The organism is Pseudarthrobacter sp. HLT1-3 (assembly GCF_059383535.1).
Map to the genome: position 1 here is coordinate 1 of NZ_JBWZCJ010000024.1, position 17,101 is coordinate 17,101.

The following is a 17,101-nucleotide window of genomic DNA, read 5'->3' on the forward strand; positions in this document are numbered from 1 at the left end:
TGTGACGGCGTGCCTTTTGAAGAATGAGCCTGCGAGTTAGTGTTACGTCGCGAGGTTAACCCGTGTGGGGAAGCCGTAGCGAAAGCGAGTCTGAATAGGGCGTTGCAGTGGCGTGATCTAGACCCGAAGCGAAGTGATCTACCCATGGCCAGGTTGAAGCGACGGTAAGACGTCGTGGAGGACCGAACCCACTTCAGTTGAAAATGGAGGGGATGAGCTGTGGGTAGGGGTGAAAGGCCAATCAAACTTCGTGATAGCTGGTTCTCCCCGAAATGCATTTAGGTGCAGCGTTGCGTGTTTCTTACCGGAGGTAGAGCTACTGGATGGCTAATGGGCCCTACAAGGTTACTGACGTCAGCCAAACTCCGAATGCCGGTAAGTGAGAGCGCAGCAGTGAGACTGTGGGGGATAAGCTTCATAGTCGAGAGGGAAACAGCCCAGACCACCAACTAAGGCCCCTAAGCGTGTGCTAAGTGGGAAAGGATGTGGAGTTGCGAAGACAACCAGGAGGTTGGCTTAGAAGCAGCCATCCTTAAAAGAGTGCGTAATAGCTCACTGGTCAAGTGATTCCGCGCCGACAATGTAGCGGGGCTCAAGTACACCGCCGAAGTTGTGGATTTCAGATTTTTGCTAAGCCGCCCCCTTGTGGGGTTGGTTCAGGCGTCTGGAGTGGTAGGGGAGCGTCGTGTGGGCAGTGAAGTCGCGGTGTAAACCAGCGGTGGAGCCTACACGAGTGAGAATGCAGGCATGAGTAGCGAAAGACGGGTGAGAAACCCGTCCGCCGAATGATCAAGGGTTCCAGGGTCAAGCTAATCTGCCCTGGGTAAGTCGGGACCTAAGGCGAGGCCGACAGGCGTAGTCGATGGACAACGGGTTGATATTCCCGTACCGGCGAAAAACCGTCCATGCTGAACAGGGGATACTAACCGCCCGAGACCTGCCCGATCACCCTTGTGGTGTGAGGGTTTTGGTGGAGCGCGGGACCTGATCCTGGGAGGCAAGCGTATTAACAGGTGTGACGCAGGAAGGTAGCCGAGCCGGGCGATGGTTGTCCCGGTCTAAGGATGTAGGGCGAACGGTAGGCAAATCCGCTGTTCATGATGCCTGAGATCTGATGGGACTCCCGTAAGGGGGGATTCGGTGATCCTATGCTGCCGAGAAAAGCATCGACGCGAGGTTTTAGCCGCCCGTACCCCAAACCGACACAGGTGATCAGGTAGAGAATACTAAGGCGATCGAGAGAATTATGGTTAAGGAACTCGGCAAAATGCCCCCGTAACTTCGGGAGAAGGGGGGCCCCCATCGTGATGGACACTTGCTGTCCGGAGCGTGCAGGGGCCGCAGAGACCAGGGGGAAGCGACTGTTTACTAAAAACACAGGTCCGTGCGAAGTCGCAAGACGATGTATACGGACTGACTCCTGCCCGGTGCTGGAAGGTTAAGAGGACCGGTTAGCCGCAAGGCGAAGCTGAGAATTCAAGCCCCAGTAAACGGCGGTGGTAACTATAACCATCCTAAGGTAGCGAAATTCCTTGTCGGGTAAGTTCCGACCTGCACGAATGGAGTAACGACTTCCCCGCTGTCTCAACCATAAACTCGGCGAAATTGCAGTACGAGTAAAGATGCTCGTTACGCGCAGCAGGACGGAAAGACCCCGAGACCTTTACTATAGTTTGGTATTGGTGTTCGGAGTGGCTTGTGTAGGATAGGTGGGAGACGTTGAAGCCCGGACGCCAGTTCGGGTGGAGTCATCGTTGAAATACCACTCTGGTCACTTTGGACATCTAACTTCGGCCCGTAATCCGGGTCAGGGACAGTGCCTGATGGGTAGTTTAACTGGGGCGGTTGCCTCCTAAAAAGTAACGGAGGCGCCCAAAGGTTCCCTCAGCCTGGTTGGCAATCAGGTGTCGAGTGTAAGTGCACAAGGGAGCTTGACTGTGAGAGAGACATCTCGAGCAGGGACGAAAGTCGGGACTAGTGATCCGGCGGTACATTGTGGAATGGCCGTCGCTCAACGGATAAAAGGTACCTCGGGGATAACAGGCTGATCTTGCCCAAGAGTCCATATCGACGGCATGGTTTGGCACCTCGATGTCGGCTCGTCGCATCCTGGGGCTGGAGTAGGTCCCAAGGGTTGGGCTGTTCGCCCATTAAAGCGGTACGCGAGCTGGGTTTAGAACGTCGTGAGACAGTTCGGTCCCTATCCGCTGCGCGCGCAGGAAATTTGAGAAGGGCTGTCCTTAGTACGAGAGGACCGGGACGGACGAACCTCTGGTGTGTCAGTTGTACTGCCAAGTGCACCGCTGATTAGCTACGTTCGGATGGGATAACCGCTGAAAGCATCTAAGCGGGAAGCTCGCTTCGAGATGAGATTTCCATACACCTTGTGTGTGAGAGGCCCCCAGCCAGACCACTGGGTTGATAGGCCGGATGTGGAAGCGAGGACTAACGACTCGTGAAGCTGACCGGTACTAATAGGCCGATAACTTACACCACACACCACCCCCGCAAACGAACTTCAAAAGCGTTTGCACCCAAAGGGGTGGTAAAAAGAAACAAGACTGCTTGCGTCCACTATGTGGTTCCCAAACAACAAACCCGTTGTCTGAGAACCAACAACTACATAACAACACCACAGTTGTAACACCAGATTTCCCACCCCAAGCCACGGCACGGGGTGTGGAGCAAGGGTTACGGCGGTCATAGCGTGGGGGAAACGCCCGGTCCCATTCCGAACCCGGAAGCTAAGACCCACAGCGCCGATGGTACTGCACCCGGGAGGGTGTGGGAGAGTAGGTCACCGCCGGAACATCATTACACGGTCGAGAGCCCCAACCACACAGGTCGGGGCTCTCCCGCATTTAAGGCTAAATCCACATAGGGAACATCTGTCGTCCCGGCGTCGTTGACTTTCGGTAGGCTCGATTCCGACAGCCTGCTTACCGTCTCCGCTCAAAGGACTCTTTCATGACCGCACGGACCATCGTTATTACCGGGGCCAGTGACGGCATCGGATCGTCCGCCGCGCGGACCCTGAGCAAACAGGGGGAGCGGGTCGTCGTCGTCGGGCGTTCCGCGGAGAAGACCGCGAGGGTCGCGAAAGAGATTGGCGCGGACTACTTCGTCTGCGACTTCGCCGAACTGGCACAGGTGCGCCAACTCGCCGCGCAGCTGAGGGAGAAGTACCCGCGGATCGATGTCCTGGCCAACAATGCCGGCGGCATCATGGGCCACCGCGGGCTCACCGTGGACGGACATGAGAAGACTTTCCAGATCAACCACCTGGCCCCGTTCATGCTCACCACCGAGCTGCTGGACGTGCTCACCGCGAGCAGCGCCACCGTCATCAACACCTCCAGCGCGGCGAACGCGCTGTACGGCAAGCTGGACCTCAACGACCTCGAGACGGCCACCAAGTATTCAGCCAACCTGGCATACGGCAACGCCAAGCTGGAGAACATCCTCTTCACCGCGGAGCTGAACAACCGCTACCAGGCTGCGGGGATCTCGACGGCTGCGTTCCACCCCGGCGTCGTGGCCACCAATTTCGCCGCGGACACCACCAGTCCGTTCCGGTTCATGTACCGGAGCTTCCTCAACAGGTTCATGCTGAGCCCGGAACAGGGCGCGGACACCCTGGTCTGGCTTGCCACGGCCACGCCGGGACAAGACTGGATCTCCGGCGGTTACTACGTCAAGCGGGCACTGGCGAAAGCGAACAAGCAGGCGTACGACCCGGAACTCGCGCGGGGCCTGTGGGAGCGCAGCGCAGCCATGGTGGGCGCAGACCTGGGCGAGCTCGATCCCCGGAACTGACCGGAGCTAAACCGGCCGTTATACCGAAGTTCCCCGCGCCGGCCGGAACCAGTCGAGCCGCAGTTGCGGCCGGAACCAGCCGAGCCGCAGTTGCGTCGGCGGGACCTTCAGTTATGCCGGACGGGACGCCCCGGTCAGCGCCGCCACGGCGGCGGCAGTGTTGCGGATGCCGAGTTCCCTGCGGTGCTCCGGCTCGGGCCGGGAAAAGAGAAAGCCCTGCAGGGCATCGCAGTCATGGTCCATCAGGTAGTGGGCCTGTTCCGGGGTTTCGATGCCCTCGGCCGTGACCTTCAGGCCCAGGCTGTGCGCCATGTGGATCATCGAGGTCAGGATCGGCAGCTTCTCCGCCCCGGTGTGCAGCAGCGACACGAAGGACTTGTCGATCTTGACGATATCCACCGGGAGCTCCTGCAGACGGCCCAGCGAGGAGTAACCGGTGCCGAAGTCGTCCAGGGCCACCCGGACCCCGGCCGCGCGCAGGCTCTCAAGCTGTGAGATGACGTGGGAGCGGGGGTCGAAGAAGACACTCTCGGTCACCTCCAGCACCAGCTGGTGCGGATCCACGTTGCCGTACGCCGCGACGTCCAGGACGCTTTCGGCGAAGTCCCGGTGCAGCAGCTGCACGCCGGAAACGTTCACCGCCAGGGTCCGGGTCGGGTCCTCCGCCAGCCAGGGCTGCAGCTCGGCGCAGCTGCGGCGGAGCACCTCCGTCCCGATGTCCCGGATCAGGCCGCTGCGTTCCGCGGTCCGGATAAACTCGTCCGGCGGGATCAGCTTCCCCTCGAACTGCCAGCGCGCCAAAGCCTCGAACTGCACGACCTCCAGCAGCCCGGTGGACACCACCGGCTGGTAATGCACAATGATCTGGCCCAGTTCCACGGCCCGCCGCAGCCCGGCCGTGAGCTGGGTCCGTGTCAGCAGCTCGGCCAGCATCTCCGGCCGGAAGTGCAGATAGCAGTTCTTGCCGGCTTCCTTGGCGGCGTACATGGCCAGGTCCGCCTGCCGCAGCAGCTCCGAGGACGTCATGGCCCCGGCGCTCCGCGAGGCCACCCCCAGGCTGAGGCCCGGCCGCAGCAGGGTGCCCTCGATGGAGAACGGCGCGTTCAGGGTGGCCACGATCCGCTGGGCCACGGCATCGGAATCGTTGCAGCCCACCAGCAGCACGACGAACTCATCCCCGCCGAGCCGGGCCACGGTGCCGTGCGGCCCGACGCACTGCTGCAGCCGGCCCGCGATCTCCACCAGCATCTCGTCCCCGGCGTGGTGGCCCAGGATGTCGTTGACTTCCTTGAAGTCATCCAGGTCCAGCAGCAGCACGTCCACCGCATTTCGGGTCAGCAGGGCGGCGGCGACGCGTTCCGTGAACAGGATCCGGTTGGCCAGCCCCGTCAGCGGGTCCCGGAAAGCAAGTTCCTTGAGTTTGTCTGCCTGTTCGGCGAGTTCCTCCAGCGCGCGTCGGGCCCGGTCCTCGGCGCGCTGTTTGGAGGTGATGTCGCGGAAGTTCCAGATCCGGCCCACGACCACGTCCGCGACTTTCTGCGGCCGGGAATAGAGCTCCACAGTGCGGCCGTCTTTGAAATCCAGCACTTCGTTGCTGTGTCTGACATTGTCCGTGTAGAGTTCCGTGACTTTCTGCAGGAAGCTCTCCGGATCACGGAGCTGCCGGGAAATGAAGGTGACCAGCGCCAGCGGATCTTCAGCCGCGATCAACTCGGGCGGCATGCCCCACAGCTTCAGGTACTGGTCATTGATCCCGGTGATGAGTCCCTCGCTGGAGATCACGACAATCCCGTCTGCGGTGGATTCCAGCGTGGCATCCAGGAGCGAGACGGCCAGGCGCCGGCCAGAATCGGTGTCCTTCCGGTGGCTCCCGTCCCTGATGGCTACCGCCATGGCCGGTCTGGTATCGACTGTGACCAGCGAGCAGGTGATCTCCAGGGACAGCTCGCGGCCGTCCCGACGGCGGCCTGCCGCAGCGAACGGCCGGCTGACGGACAGGCTGCCGCGGCCCAGCCGGCCCAAGACCCGCACGAAGCCGCCGCGCTCGTCCTCGGAGAGCAGGATACTGTGCGCGGCTCCGAGCAACTGGTCGCGCGGGTAGCCAAAGAGGCGCTCAGCTGCAGCGTTCACAAAAGCGATCGTGCCATCCGCGGTCAGCAGCAGGAAAGCATCGGGACTCTGCTCAAGCAGACCCTCTTCAATCCCTGTTCCCACGGTGATACCGGCCCCCCAAAGCGACGGTTAATGTGCTGATGACTGTCCCGGCGGCGCCGCGGACACTCCGTTCCCTGAATCATAGGGTCCGCTGGCCCCGAATGCAGTACCCCGGCAGCGGACTCTGCCGGGTCACCGCGGCCCGGACACCCGCTCTCCCCGCAGGACGGCGAACGCGGCGTTGGACCGGGCGATGGCGGACCGCAGCCCGGGCCCTGCGGTGGGGCGGGCGAACAGGAAACCCTGCAGCGAATCGCAGTCCAGTTTCATCAGGTACTCGGCCTGCGCCGCCGTCTCGACGCCTTCGGCCGTGACACTCAGGCCCAGACCGTGGGCAATGGTGATCATGCCGTCAAGGATCGGCAGCTTCTCATCGCCGGTGTGGATCATGTTCGTGAACGACTGGTCGATCTTCAAGGTGTCCACGGGGAGCCCCTGAAGCCGCCCCAGTGAGGAGAACCCGGTGCCGAAGTCATCCAGCGCGACCCGCACGCCGGCGTTCCGGAGCGCGGTGAGCTGCCGGATCACGTGGCCGTCGTCGTCGAAGAAGACACTTTCGGTGACTTCCACGGCCAGCTGCCGCGGATCCACCCCGGTGCTGCGGGCGACGGCCAGCAGCAGCTCGGCGAAGTCCCCGTGCTGGAGCTGGACCCCGGAAACGTTGACGGCGAGGGCGCGCGCGGGGTCCTCCGCCAGCCAGGGCCCCAGTTCGGTGCAGCCCTGGAGCAGCACCTCGGTGCCGATTTCGACGATCAGGCCGCTGCGTTCCGCGGCCGGAATGAACTGCGCGGGGGAGACGATGCCGCCGTCGCGCTCCCAGCGGGCCAGCGCCTCGACCGTCTCGACGACGCCGCGCCGGGTCGAGAGGATGGGCTGGTAGTGCACGGTGATCTGGCCGGCATCCACGGCCAGCCGCAGCCCGGCCTCCAGCTCGGTCCGCTCGACCAGGCTTTTCATCATCTCGGGCCGGAACCGCAGGTACCGGTTCTTCCCGGCAGCCTTCGCCGCGTACATCGCGACGTCGGCCCGGCGCAGCAGCTCGGAGGCGTCCACGGCGTCCTCATGGATCGACGCCACTCCCAGGCTGAGGCTCGGGTGGAGCATGGTTCCGTCGATCCAGAGGGGCGCCTTCAGGGACGCGACGATCCGCTCGGCGACCATTCCGGGATCCAGCGAGCCGACCAGAAGCACCACGAATTCGTCACCGCCCAGGCGTGCTACAACGTCGTTCGGGCGGACACACTCGCGCAGCCGCCGGCCAACCTCGATCAGCAGCTGGTCCCCGGCGTGGTGGCCCAGGATGTCGTTGACTTCCTTAAAGTCGTCGAGGTCCAGGAGCAGGACGTCGACGGCGGTGCCGCAGGGCCCGCGCAGCGCCGCCTCGAGGTGGTCGTTGAATAGCTGCCGGTTGGACAACCCGGTCAGCGGGTCCTGGAACGCGAGGGCCTTGAGCTGGGCGGCCTTCTCGGCCAGGTCGGCCAGGGCCTGGGTGATCAGGTCCTGCGCGACACGGGCCGGGGTCACGTCGCGGAAACTCCACACGCGGCCGACGACCCGGTCCGCGACCTTCTGCGGGCGGGAATAGCGTTCGAAGGTGCGGCCGTCACGGAAGTCCAGGACGTCGTGGCTTTCGGCGTCCGGATCGGCGTAGAGCGCGGCGACCTTTTCCACGAACTGCGCGGGGTCCACCAGCTGGTCCAGGACAAAGCTCAACACAGCTTCATCGTCCTGGGTGGCCAGCAGCTCCCGCGGGACGCCCCACATCGAGGTGAACTGGTTGTTGACGCTCGCGATCCGGCCGTCGCCATCGACGACGAGTATGCCGTCGGCCGTGGATTCCAGCGTTGCGCTGAGCAGCGACAGGGCCTCACGGAGTCCCGCGTCCGCGGCGAGCCGGTGCGAGGTGCAGCGGACGGCGACGGCCACGCTGACCGGCGCGTCGCTGGTGTCCCCGACCAGCAGCGAGCAAGCCACTTCGCCCTGGAACTCGGTGCCGTCGCGCCGCAGGCCGTAGGCCTCCACCGGCGGGAGGCCGGGGTTGGTATGGGCGGCGGGTGTGGCGAGCGGGCCGGGGTTGTTGCCGGCGGCGGGGGCCTCAGCTTGGGTGGGCGGGCCGCCGTCGGCCTCCTTGCGGAGGTCGAAGACGTGCCGATGGAAGCTGCTCCGGAACCCCTCGGCGAGCAGCATGCGGTGGTCCTGGCCCACGAGCTCCTCGCGGGTGTAGCCGAACAGGCGCTCTGTGGCGGCGTTGACCAGGCGAATGGTGCCCTCCTCGGAGATCACCAGGAGGGCGTCGGGGCTGGATTCGAAGACCGCGTCGGCGTCGGGCGCAGGGTGCGAGAAAGCCGTCACCGCGCTACTGCCGTTCGAATCTGGGACCACCGGTAGTTCATTTCGCGTCCTCCCCTCCGGAAATCATAGGGGTAGCCGGTGCGGAGATGGCGCGTTACGCCCGCGTTTCAGCGGCGGGGTTTCAGGCGCTATGGTCAGCGCCGGGTGCGCTGGTCGAAAGGAGTTGGTGGCCCGGGGCCCGGTTCGGGCCGGTTGGCGTGGCTGCGGTGCGGCTGGCTGCGGTGCGGCTGGCGGCGCGGCCCCGGCCCAGGCCGCGGACGGTCCAGCCTTCCGCTTCCCAGGCGGAGGCGTCGACGGCGTTGCGGGCGTCCAGCAGGATCCGTCGCCGGACCAGCGCCCCGGCGTCGGCCGGCGGGAGCGCAACGTATTCGTCCCATTCGGTCAGCAGCAGCACAAGCTCCGCGCCCTCCAGCGCCGAGCCCGTGGAGGGTTCGAAGCGCAGCTGCGGGTAGCGGAGCCAGGCGTTGTTGATCGCGGCAGGATCCGTCACGGTGACATGGGCGCCGTGCGACGCGAGCTGCAGGGCAACGTCCAGGGCGGGGGAGTCGCGGATGTCGTCCGTGTCCGGTTTGAAGGCCGCGCCGAGCACCGTGACCCTGCGGCCGCTCAGCTGGCCGCCGCACAGGTCCCGGGCCAGCCCCACGGTGCGGGATCGCTGGTCGCGGTTGATGGTGTCCACCACGTCCATCCACTGGTCCACCGAATCCACGCCCAGACCGGCCGCCTGGACCCGGAGTGAGCGGATGTCCTTGGGCAGGCAGCCGCCGCCGAACCCGAGGCCCGCATGGAGGTACCGGCTCCCGATGCGCGGATCAAGTCCCATCGCAGAACCCAGCTGCTGCACATCGGCGCCCGTGGCGTCGCAGAGCTCGGCCATGGCGTTGATGAAGCTGAGCTTGGTGGCAAGGTACGCGTTCGATGCCGATTTGATCAGTTCCGCGGTGGCGAAGTTGCAGACCAGCCGCGGAACCCCGGCGGCCAGCAGAGGCTCGTAGACGGCGTCGAGGGCTGCGCTGATCGCCGCGCTGGTCGCTAAGCCGCCTTCCGGGACGCCGTAGACCAGGCGGTCCGGGACCAGGGAGTCCCTGACCGCGGTGCCCTGGCGCAGGAACTCGGGATTCCAGCCCAGGAGCACGTCCGGCCGGTCCGCCAGCACACCGCTGAGCATGTCCACCGTTCCGACCGGAACAGTGGACTTGCCCACCACGGCGGACCCGGCGGCCAGATGGGGCAGGAGCGCCTCCGTGGCGGCGACAAGGTAACTGAGGTCGGCGCCGCCGGAGGTCTTGGACTGCGGTGTGCCCACGCACAGGAAATGCAGCCGGGAGCAGGCGGCGTCGGCGAATTCCGTGGAGAAGCTCAGCCGGCCGGTGGCGATGCCGTCGCGCAGGAGTTCGTCCAGCCCGGGCTCGTGGAACGGCGCCGCACCGCGGCCCAGCTGCTCGACCTTGGCGGCGTCGACGTCGATCCCCACCACGTTGTGGCCCATCGACGCCAGCGTGGCCGCGTGCACGGCCCCCAGGTAACCGCAGCCGATCACGGAAATTCTCACAGGGCGACTCCTTGGGTGGTTGTTGTGGCGATGCCGGCGGCGAGGACCGCCTGGTAGTGCTGGACCAGTTCGGCACCCAGGGCGGACCAGGTCCGTCCCTGGACCGATGCGTGGGCCGCCGCGGCGAACGCGCGGCGCTTGGCGTCGTCGCCCATCAGGTCCACCACGTGGTTCCGCAGCGCGGCCAGGTCGCCTGGTCTATACAGCCAGCCGGTGCGGGAGTTCTCGACGAGGTCCAGGGGGCCGCCGCGGCCCGTGGCGACCACCGGCACGCCCGAGGCCATCGCCTCCTGGATGGTCTGGCAGAAGGTTTCGAACTCGCCGGGGTGCACGAAGAGATCGAAGGATGCCACCGCGCGGGCCAGTTCCTCACCGCCGAGGAAGCCGGTGAAGATGGCGTCCGGCAGGGCCTCCTCGAGGGCCTGCCGCTGCGGTCCGTCGCCCACAATCACCAGCCGGGTGCCGGGAACGTCGGCCAGCACCGCGAGGTCCTGCACCTGCTTTTCGACCGCGAGCCGGCCCACATAGCCGATGATGCGCTCGCCGGCCGGGGCGACGGCGGCCCGCCATCCGGCGTCGCGTTTGGCGGGGGAGAACCGCTCGGTATCCACGCCGCGCCGCCACATCTCGACCCGGGGGATGCCGCGGCCGCGGAGCTGGTTGACCGCGAAGCTGGACGGGGCGAGGGTCCGGGAGGAGAGCCGGTGGATGTTCTCCACCCGGTTCCAGGCCCAGTTCTCCAGGAAGGGGACGCCATACCGCCCGGCGTAGCCCGGCACCTCGGTCTGGTAGATGGCGATGGTGGGGATCCCCAGCTGGTGTGCTGCCTGCGCCGCGCGCCAGCCGAGCACGAACGGCGAGGCCAGGTGGACCACGTCCGGCGCATAATCGGCAAGGATTCGCTTGACCCGATAAACACCGCCCATCGCCACCCGAACGTTCGCGTAGCCGGCCAGCGGAACCGACGGCAGCCGGTGGACATGCGCCCCGTAGACCTCGTCGGGGGCTTCCGCGTCCTGCGTGGACGGCGCGATCACGAGCACCTCGTCTCCGCGCTCCTGCAGATGCTCCAGGACCCGCAGGATCGAGTGGGTTACCCCATTCATCAGCGGCAGGAATGACTCAGCAACAATTGCGATCCTCACCCCTCCACGGTGCGCGGACAGTCTTTCGGCACGGGGCTGGGCGTATGGCGGGGGAGGGAAGAGTGGGTTAACACGGCGGTGCTGGGGCCGGCTCGGCTGGGTCAGCACCCGCTGCGTTTCGGTCCGGGCCCCGAATGGGCATGCCCTCCGTCCGGGCCAAGGGCTGGACATAATCCCGGTATGCCCAGTCCCTGCCGCGGAGAATGAGCATGTCCACCCGGGCTGCGGCCGTAACCCGCGGGAGTCCTCGACACGTCCTTGGATGGCGGCAACCTGACGGGCGTGCCGAAGTCGGTGTGGCCGCTCCGGCGCACACCACCCGCTCGTGCGCTTCTAACCGCGGGTGTCTTTCCTCAGGACGTCCGGCAGTTCATCCACGTAGACGGTTTGCGGCGGCTCGTAGTAGATAATCAGGACCTCCTCGCCCACCGCGAAAACACTGGTCTTGTCGAACGGGTGGGCGTGGAAGGCGCTTGTTCCGCCACGGAACGGCAGCATGACTTCGCCGATGGTGCCCGGCGCGATGCGACCGGTAACCCGCCCGATCCTGCCGGTGAGGCTCCGGTCAACGTCCCTGTGCATCATGCATCCGGAGCTTTCGTGGGACCCTTTGGATCCTCCCGGCCGCTCCTAAGAGCGGACCTGAGTGCGGGGAGATAGTCGCCCACCTGGGCCAGGATCCCGCCGATCATGCGGTTGATGCCATCGCCGCCATTGAGGACGGTGAACTGGCCAACGTGGGCGAAGGGCTCCGCCGCCGCCGCGACGATGGCCGGCATGTTTTCCGCCAGCTGCTGCGAAATAACGGCCTCCTGGTTGGTGCCCAGGGCCTCGGCGCGTGCCTTGATGCCGTCCGCCTCGGCCAACGCCTTAGCCTTGATCGCCGAGGCAGCGGCATCGCCGCGGGCCTTCGTGGCCGCCGCCTCCGCCTCGCCGGTAACCCGGGTGGCGCCGGCCGCCGCTGCCGCCGCCGTGGCGTTGGCGTTCGCCTGCAGTTCCGTGCGTCTGGCATTGGCCTCGGCTTCGAGTTCCGTGCGCCGGGCCAGCGCCTCTGCGGCGCTGATATCGGCGGATTTCTGGCCCTCGGCATCGGTGCGCTTTGCATAGGCCTTGGCGTCGGCCGGCTTGCGGACACTGGTCTGCAGTTTCTGTTCCTCCCGGTCCGCCTCAAGCTTGGCCACTTCGGTCTCCTGGACCACCACCTGCTGGCGGGCCGTCGCGTCGGCGAGGGGGCCCGCCTGGGCGGCTTGTGCTTTAGCCCGTTCGGCGTTGGCCCGGGCCTCGGATTGCCGGATGGCCGAGACACTCTGTGCGTCCGCGATCAGTGCCTCCGCTTCGGCTTCCTTTTCCGCGGCCTCACGGTTCCTGGTGGCCTCGGCGATGCGCGCTTCCATCTTGACCTGGGCGATGTGCGGTTTGGCGATGTTCTCGATGTAGCCTGTGGGATCCTGCAGGTCCTTGATCTGGAGCGAATCGACCACCAGCCCGAGCTTTTCCATTTCAACACCGCTGGCGCTGCGGACCTGTGAACCGAGCTTGTCGCGCTCGCGGATGATTTCCTCCATGGTCATGCTGCCGATGATCGAGCGCAGGTGCCCCTCGAAAACGTTGTAGACCTGACTTTCCATTTTCGGCTGCTGGCCGAGGAAACGCCGCGCGGCGTTGGCGATGAACGGCGGGGCGTCCCCGATCTTGTAGATCACAACACCTTCGACGATCACCTGGATGCCCTGCGACGTCACGCAGGAGACTTTGAGCTCGGTTTCATTGAGCGTCAGGGACAGGGTCCTGACGGTCTGCAGCCCGGGAAACACCAGCGCGCCCTTGCCGGTGACGATCTTGAAGTCCATTCCCTCCCGGGTCTCCAGGGTTCCCCGCGTCAGCCCCGAGATGATGAGGGCCTCATTGGGTTCAGCCACTTTCCACATCAGTTTGGTGGTCAGCCAAATGACGGCAATGAGAACAGCTGCCCCGATGAGCGTGGCAAACAGCGGGAAGAATACTGAAAAATCCGGCATACCAGGTCCTTTCACAATGCTGGAAAAGGTCGTGCGGCACGGCCCCAACCGTTGAGCGGATAGAACCCGGCCGGACGCGAAAGCGGAAGTGCGGGGCCGCCAATCCAGCTGTTGTAGACAGTCTGATGCGCTCCCCGGCGCAAAGTCCAGCGATTAGAAAATGCGGGGACGAACGCTGTCCCGGGGAGGGATTCACGACGTATGTCGGCTCCGAAGCAATCGGGATCGCGCGGGACACCCGGCGGGGCCCCGGCCCGACCCCAGCGGGAATTTCCGGCAGGTCAGGATCGCCTGACGGCGCACTGTGGCGTTACTGCGGCCTCAGGAGCTCCCGGGCCTGCCGCTGGGCCTCGAGCTGTTCGTCGGAGACGGTGGATCCGCGGAGGAATCCGGCGTCGCCGATGATCCGGCGCAGCTCCGCCACCGTCCGCGGAGTGCTCACGCCCTGATGGGACATGGCATGGCAGTTGGCGCAAAGGGGGACGAGGTCCGTGATGGGATCGAGTTCATAGCCGCTGCCGAGCTGGGAGACCGGGACGAGGTGGTGAACCGGAATGAAGTCCACGCCGAGCTCGCCGTAGCTCTGCTCGAAGGAGAACCCGCAGGCCGCACAGCTGCTGCCGAAGTGCGCAATACAGGCCCGCCGCGCGTCGGAATCCTGCTCGTAGCGGTTCACCACGACCCGGGTGAGGGCATCCTGCGGATAGGTGCCGGGACATGGCCGGGTGGGGTCGGGGCCGGGCTGAGGTCCAAGATCGCTCCAGAGGGCTCGGATCGTCGTTTCCTCGGCCGGCTCAACGCCCAGCTCCCCGGCATCATCACTTTCCCACGCGACCCCGGGCAGCGCCTCCTTCAGAACGTCAACGGCGATCTGCTCGCCGAGAGGCAGCAGGGCATCGACGGCCACCTGCACGTACATCGGGGCTTCATCCGGCGCAGCTTCGTCAGAGCTGGGGGAGCCCGGCGCTGCACCAACGGGCCCGAGCAGTCGTGTCCGGGCTTCGGGCTGTTCCGAAACCACGACGCCGTGGCCGATCAGTCCCCGGCCGTGGTCTCCCTGCAGGAACAGCCAGGCGTCCGTTCCCACACCGATATTCCTTTGGCCTCCGACGCTCCACGGCTGGACGTGCAGGCCGGTTGCGGCAACGTACTCGACGACTTTGGCGTAGTTCCAGTCGTTCCAGCGGTCCGGGTTCCAGCCCAGGATGATGGCGGTCATCTGGCCATTCTCGCAGGCGCGGACAGCAGTAAAATTAACCTAGAGGTGTTGGACATGACCGGGTCATTTGTCGTACTACTTTTCATCCTGGCAGCGGTTGCCCTGTTCGCCATCGTCGGAACGGTGGTGCTGGTGATTCGCGACGGCCGCGGCCAGATTCCGGTGGAAAAACCGGACCGCCCCTGGACTGCGGGAAACCTGCCGAGCCTGCCGTATTCGTTGGTGCGTTTCTAACTGCAACTCATCGAGGCCACTGGACGTGGACGTTTGCTAAGTACGGAATCTTGACGACCCGTTTAGCGAAGCACAAACGTGGCCCCAATCCGCCACTGATGGCCGCTATGAGAGATTCATAGCGGCCATCTGTGGCGAATGGGCGGGAGCTTCGGGCGCAAGCGTGTGGGCACAAGGTCTCGACGTGTAGCCCCGAGTCGGACGCCACTTCGCCCGGACCGAGGGCTCGCGGAACGCCGGAGCCTTCTTCAGCGCGTTCAGGGCGCATTCAGCGCAGCGATTCGACGTACATGGCCGCTATGAGGGACCCATGGCGGCCATTTGTGTCGGACGGGCGAAGGTTCGGCAACTCGCCGCTGCCCGCGCCACGGAAACGAACGCCCACGCGCAACCAACCCCGGAATGCGCCACCCCAGGAGCCCAACCAGCACCCACCAGCAAACCCCCAAACACAGGGAAAGCTGGTACAGCCACTGCGTTTCCGCGAGGCGACTGCACCAGCAGGTAGTACGAATTTTCAGAATGCTATGAAACGTTACTCATTCGCGGCTCCCTTTTTCCCGGTTGTTTGCTTACCGGGTCCTTGCGTCGTCGGACAGATGCCTCGACATCAGCCAACCGGCGCCTACCATTACCACGCCCATGATCATGAAGGCCCAAATATCAATGGTGTTCAGCGACAGGAAATTGGCCGCCGACCCCACCCCAACGATGAGCCCGTAGACGCTTAGGACGATGTACAGCAGGCCAAAGCCCATCAGGAAGTTCCGGGCACCCATGGGGTTGCTCCGGGACATGGCCACGCCGGTGGCGCCGATCGCCAACTGAACAATGTTCAGCAGCATCGATACCTGGAACAGGCCCAGGAACAGTGCCGTGGAACCCGGCCCGACGAACGCCAATGAGCTGTACTGCGTGGTGATGCCCGGGATGAACCCCAGGATGCCCACGACTATAAGGACGATACCTACACCCATGCCGGCGTTCTGGACGTCTGTACGTCCAAAGTGAATGCCGTGTGCATGTGGAGATGCGGTAGTCATTTTTCTGCCTCCAACCAATGATTGCGGACATTCCAATTTTACGGCGGGGTAGCGAAAAAAGCGCCGGGAAACAAACCAATTGACGGCACCCCGCGATCCGAAAAAATGGGCACAATACCTGCGAAATCCGCCGCTAGGGCCTGTCGGGGCGGGCCGGAACGCCGCCACGTGGCACCATGGAACACGATGAAACTGCGCGCTGATCAGACCGGGGAACGTGGACTTCCGATGCCCTTGTGGCTCCAGGGAGCCCTTGAGTCCGCGCAGGCAGCCATCATCTCCGCCCTCGTGGTGGCCGTTCCAATCCTCGCCGTGTGGGCCACCGCCGGTTTCCTGAACAGCGAGCCCGACGGCCTGGCACGCCTCGCCGGCCAGGCCTGGCTGCTGATCCACGGCGTTCCGCTGCTGCTGGACACCGCCGGCGTCAGCTCCGCGGCCCATCTGCAATCCGGCGTCCTGTCCCTCACGCCGCTCGGCCTGACCCTGATCCCGTTCCTGCTCGCCTGGCGCGCCGGCCGACGGCTGGCCCGGGCCTCGTACACGGACCAGCTCTGGCAGGCGCTGCTCGGTTCCTGGCTGATGTACGCCGGATTCGGCCTGACCACCGGCTTCGTCTGCCGCACGGACGACGTCGGCGTGGGCCTCTGGTCCGCCGCCCTCGTCCCGCTGATCCCGGTCGGGCTCGGCATGGTTATCGGCGCCCGCCGTGAGGCCGGCTCCTGGAGCCGCCTGATCGGCGTCGACGCCGTCGACTGGCTCTCCCGCACCAGCCAGCATTCGCGCTGGGCCGGCTCCTACCTGGGGTCCGCGGTCAAGGCCGGGGTCGTGGCGCTGATGGCCGGACTGGCAATGTCCTGCGTGCTCCTCGCCGCCACCCTGTTCATCCACTGGAACCTCGTGATCGCGGTCTATGAAGCGCTCGACGCCGGAGCGGTGGGCGGTGCCGTGCTCACCATCGCCCAGCTTGGCTTCCTGCCCAACCTGGCCGTCTTCGCGCTCGCCTGGACCTCCGGTGCCGGGATCGCCCTTGGCGTCGGCTCGCAGGCCGGGGCGCTCGGCACCGCGGTCGGGCCGCTGCCGTCAATCCCGGTGTTCGCGGCGCTGCCGTCCGGGCCGCTGGACTACGCGATGGCGGCGCTGGTGGTGCCCGTCCTCGCCGGAACCCTGGCCGGCTGGTGGTTCCTGCGCGAGGGCGAAAACCACTTCGACGAATGGCTCTCCATCAAGATCCACGCCCGCTGGTTTACCGCCACGGTCTCCACGCTGGCACTAAGCGTGATGATCGGCTGCGTCGCAGGGCTGCTCGCCGCGGGTCTGGCCTGGCTGGCCCAGGGATCCGCCGGCATCGGGCGGCTCACCGAGATTGGCCCCGACCCGCTCCGGACGGCCCTGTTTGTGGCCGCGGAGGTGGGGATCGGCGTCGTGATCGGTTACGCCGCGGGACCGTGGCTGGAACGCCAGCAGAAGCTGCGCGAAGCGGACCTGGAGCCGGCATCGCGCTGACCCGG

General features: G+C 65.3%; 11 protein-coding genes and 2 rRNA genes. 5 read left to right on the forward strand and 8 right to left on the reverse strand.

Annotation, left to right across the window (positions count from 1 at the left end):
* The 3 genes from AC50X9_RS17820 to AC50X9_RS17830 form a co-directional block, all read left to right on the forward strand.
* A 23S ribosomal RNA gene (locus AC50X9_RS17820) occupies window positions 1-2,496 on the forward strand; the annotation flags it as partial.
* Between the two features lie 196 nt (window positions 2,497-2,692).
* Window positions 2,693-2,809 (forward strand): 5S ribosomal RNA (gene rrf / locus AC50X9_RS17825).
* Window positions 2,810-2,967: 158 nt separating this feature from the next.
* Window positions 2,968-3,816, forward strand: a complete 849-nt coding sequence (locus AC50X9_RS17830) for an SDR family NAD(P)-dependent oxidoreductase (protein WP_494895687.1) — start codon at window positions 2,968-2,970, stop codon at window positions 3,814-3,816.
* Window positions 3,817-3,927: 111 nt separating this feature from the next.
* Here the strand turns inward: AC50X9_RS17830 and AC50X9_RS17835 are convergent, their stop codons facing one another.
* The 7 genes from AC50X9_RS17835 to AC50X9_RS17865 form a co-directional block, all read right to left on the reverse strand.
* Entirely contained in the window at window positions 3,928-6,030 is a 2,103-nt protein-coding gene (locus tag AC50X9_RS17835; RefSeq protein ID WP_494895689.1) for a putative bifunctional diguanylate cyclase/phosphodiesterase, read from the reverse strand.
* Window positions 6,031-6,162: 132 nt separating this feature from the next.
* Window positions 6,163-8,412, reverse strand: a complete 2,250-nt coding sequence (locus tag AC50X9_RS17840; protein ID WP_494895691.1) for a sensor domain-containing protein — start codon at window positions 8,410-8,412, stop codon at window positions 6,163-6,165.
* 91 nt (window positions 8,413-8,503) lie between these two features.
* Window positions 8,504-9,934, reverse strand: coding sequence for a UDP-glucose dehydrogenase family protein (locus tag AC50X9_RS17845; protein ID WP_494895693.1), 1,431 nt, complete (start codon window positions 9,932-9,934; stop codon window positions 8,504-8,506).
* The gene (locus AC50X9_RS17850; RefSeq protein WP_494895695.1) at window positions 9,931-11,079 is read right to left on the reverse strand and encodes a glycosyltransferase family 4 protein; all 1,149 of its coding nucleotides are present in this window, start codon (window positions 11,077-11,079) and stop codon (window positions 9,931-9,933) included. The genes AC50X9_RS17845 and AC50X9_RS17850 overlap by 4 nt, the downstream gene beginning before the upstream one ends.
* Before the next feature lie 333 nt (window positions 11,080-11,412).
* Window positions 11,413-11,664, reverse strand: a complete 252-nt coding sequence (locus tag AC50X9_RS17855) for an NfeD C-terminal domain-containing protein (RefSeq protein WP_494895697.1) — start codon at window positions 11,662-11,664, stop codon at window positions 11,413-11,415.
* Window positions 11,661-13,097, reverse strand: a complete 1,437-nt coding sequence (locus AC50X9_RS17860) for a flotillin family protein (RefSeq protein ID WP_494895699.1) — start codon at window positions 13,095-13,097, stop codon at window positions 11,661-11,663. The genes AC50X9_RS17855 and AC50X9_RS17860 overlap by 4 nt, the downstream gene beginning before the upstream one ends.
* A gap of 310 nt (window positions 13,098-13,407) precedes the next feature.
* Window positions 13,408-14,316: an HNH endonuclease gene (locus tag AC50X9_RS17865; RefSeq protein ID WP_494895701.1), complete on the reverse strand. Its 909-nt coding sequence runs from the start codon at window positions 14,314-14,316 to the stop codon at window positions 13,408-13,410.
* A gap of 54 nt (window positions 14,317-14,370) precedes the next feature.
* Here AC50X9_RS17865 and AC50X9_RS17870 point away from each other — a divergent pair, with 54 nt between their 5' ends.
* Window positions 14,371-14,550, forward strand: coding sequence for a hypothetical protein (locus tag AC50X9_RS17870; protein ID WP_494895703.1), 180 nt, complete (start codon window positions 14,371-14,373; stop codon window positions 14,548-14,550).
* Between the two features lie 572 nt (window positions 14,551-15,122).
* Here the strand turns inward: AC50X9_RS17870 and AC50X9_RS17875 are convergent.
* Window positions 15,123-15,527, reverse strand: a complete 405-nt coding sequence (locus tag AC50X9_RS17875; protein ID WP_494895705.1) for a DUF4383 domain-containing protein — start codon at window positions 15,525-15,527, stop codon at window positions 15,123-15,125.
* Window positions 15,528-15,779: 252 nt separating this feature from the next.
* Here AC50X9_RS17875 and AC50X9_RS17880 point away from each other — a divergent pair, with 252 nt between their 5' ends.
* Entirely contained in the window at window positions 15,780-17,096 is a 1,317-nt protein-coding gene (locus AC50X9_RS17880; RefSeq protein WP_494895707.1) for a cell division protein PerM, read from the forward strand.
* Window positions 17,097-17,101: the final 5 nt, after the last annotated feature.

Bases quoted from the DNA above. Each gene is read 5' to 3' on its own strand.
- AC50X9_RS17880 (WP_494895707.1), top strand. From the start codon at position 15,780: ATGAAACTGCGCGCTGATCAGACCGGGGAACGTGGACTTCCGATGCCC.
- AC50X9_RS17870 (WP_494895703.1), top strand. From the start codon at position 14,371: ATGACCGGGTCATTTGTCGTACTACTTTTCATCCTGGCAGCGGTTGCC.
- AC50X9_RS17860 (WP_494895699.1), bottom strand. From the start codon at position 13,097: ATGCCGGATTTTTCAGTATTCTTCCCGCTGTTTGCCACGCTCATCGGG.
- AC50X9_RS17865 (WP_494895701.1), bottom strand. From the start codon at position 14,316: ATGACCGCCATCATCCTGGGCTGGAACCCGGACCGCTGGAACGACTGG.
- AC50X9_RS17830 (WP_494895687.1), top strand. From the start codon at position 2,968: ATGACCGCACGGACCATCGTTATTACCGGGGCCAGTGACGGCATCGGA.
- AC50X9_RS17875 (WP_494895705.1), bottom strand. From the start codon at position 15,527: ATGGGTGTAGGTATCGTCCTTATAGTCGTGGGCATCCTGGGGTTCATC.
- AC50X9_RS17855 (WP_494895697.1), bottom strand. From the start codon at position 11,664: ATGATGCACAGGGACGTTGACCGGAGCCTCACCGGCAGGATCGGGCGG.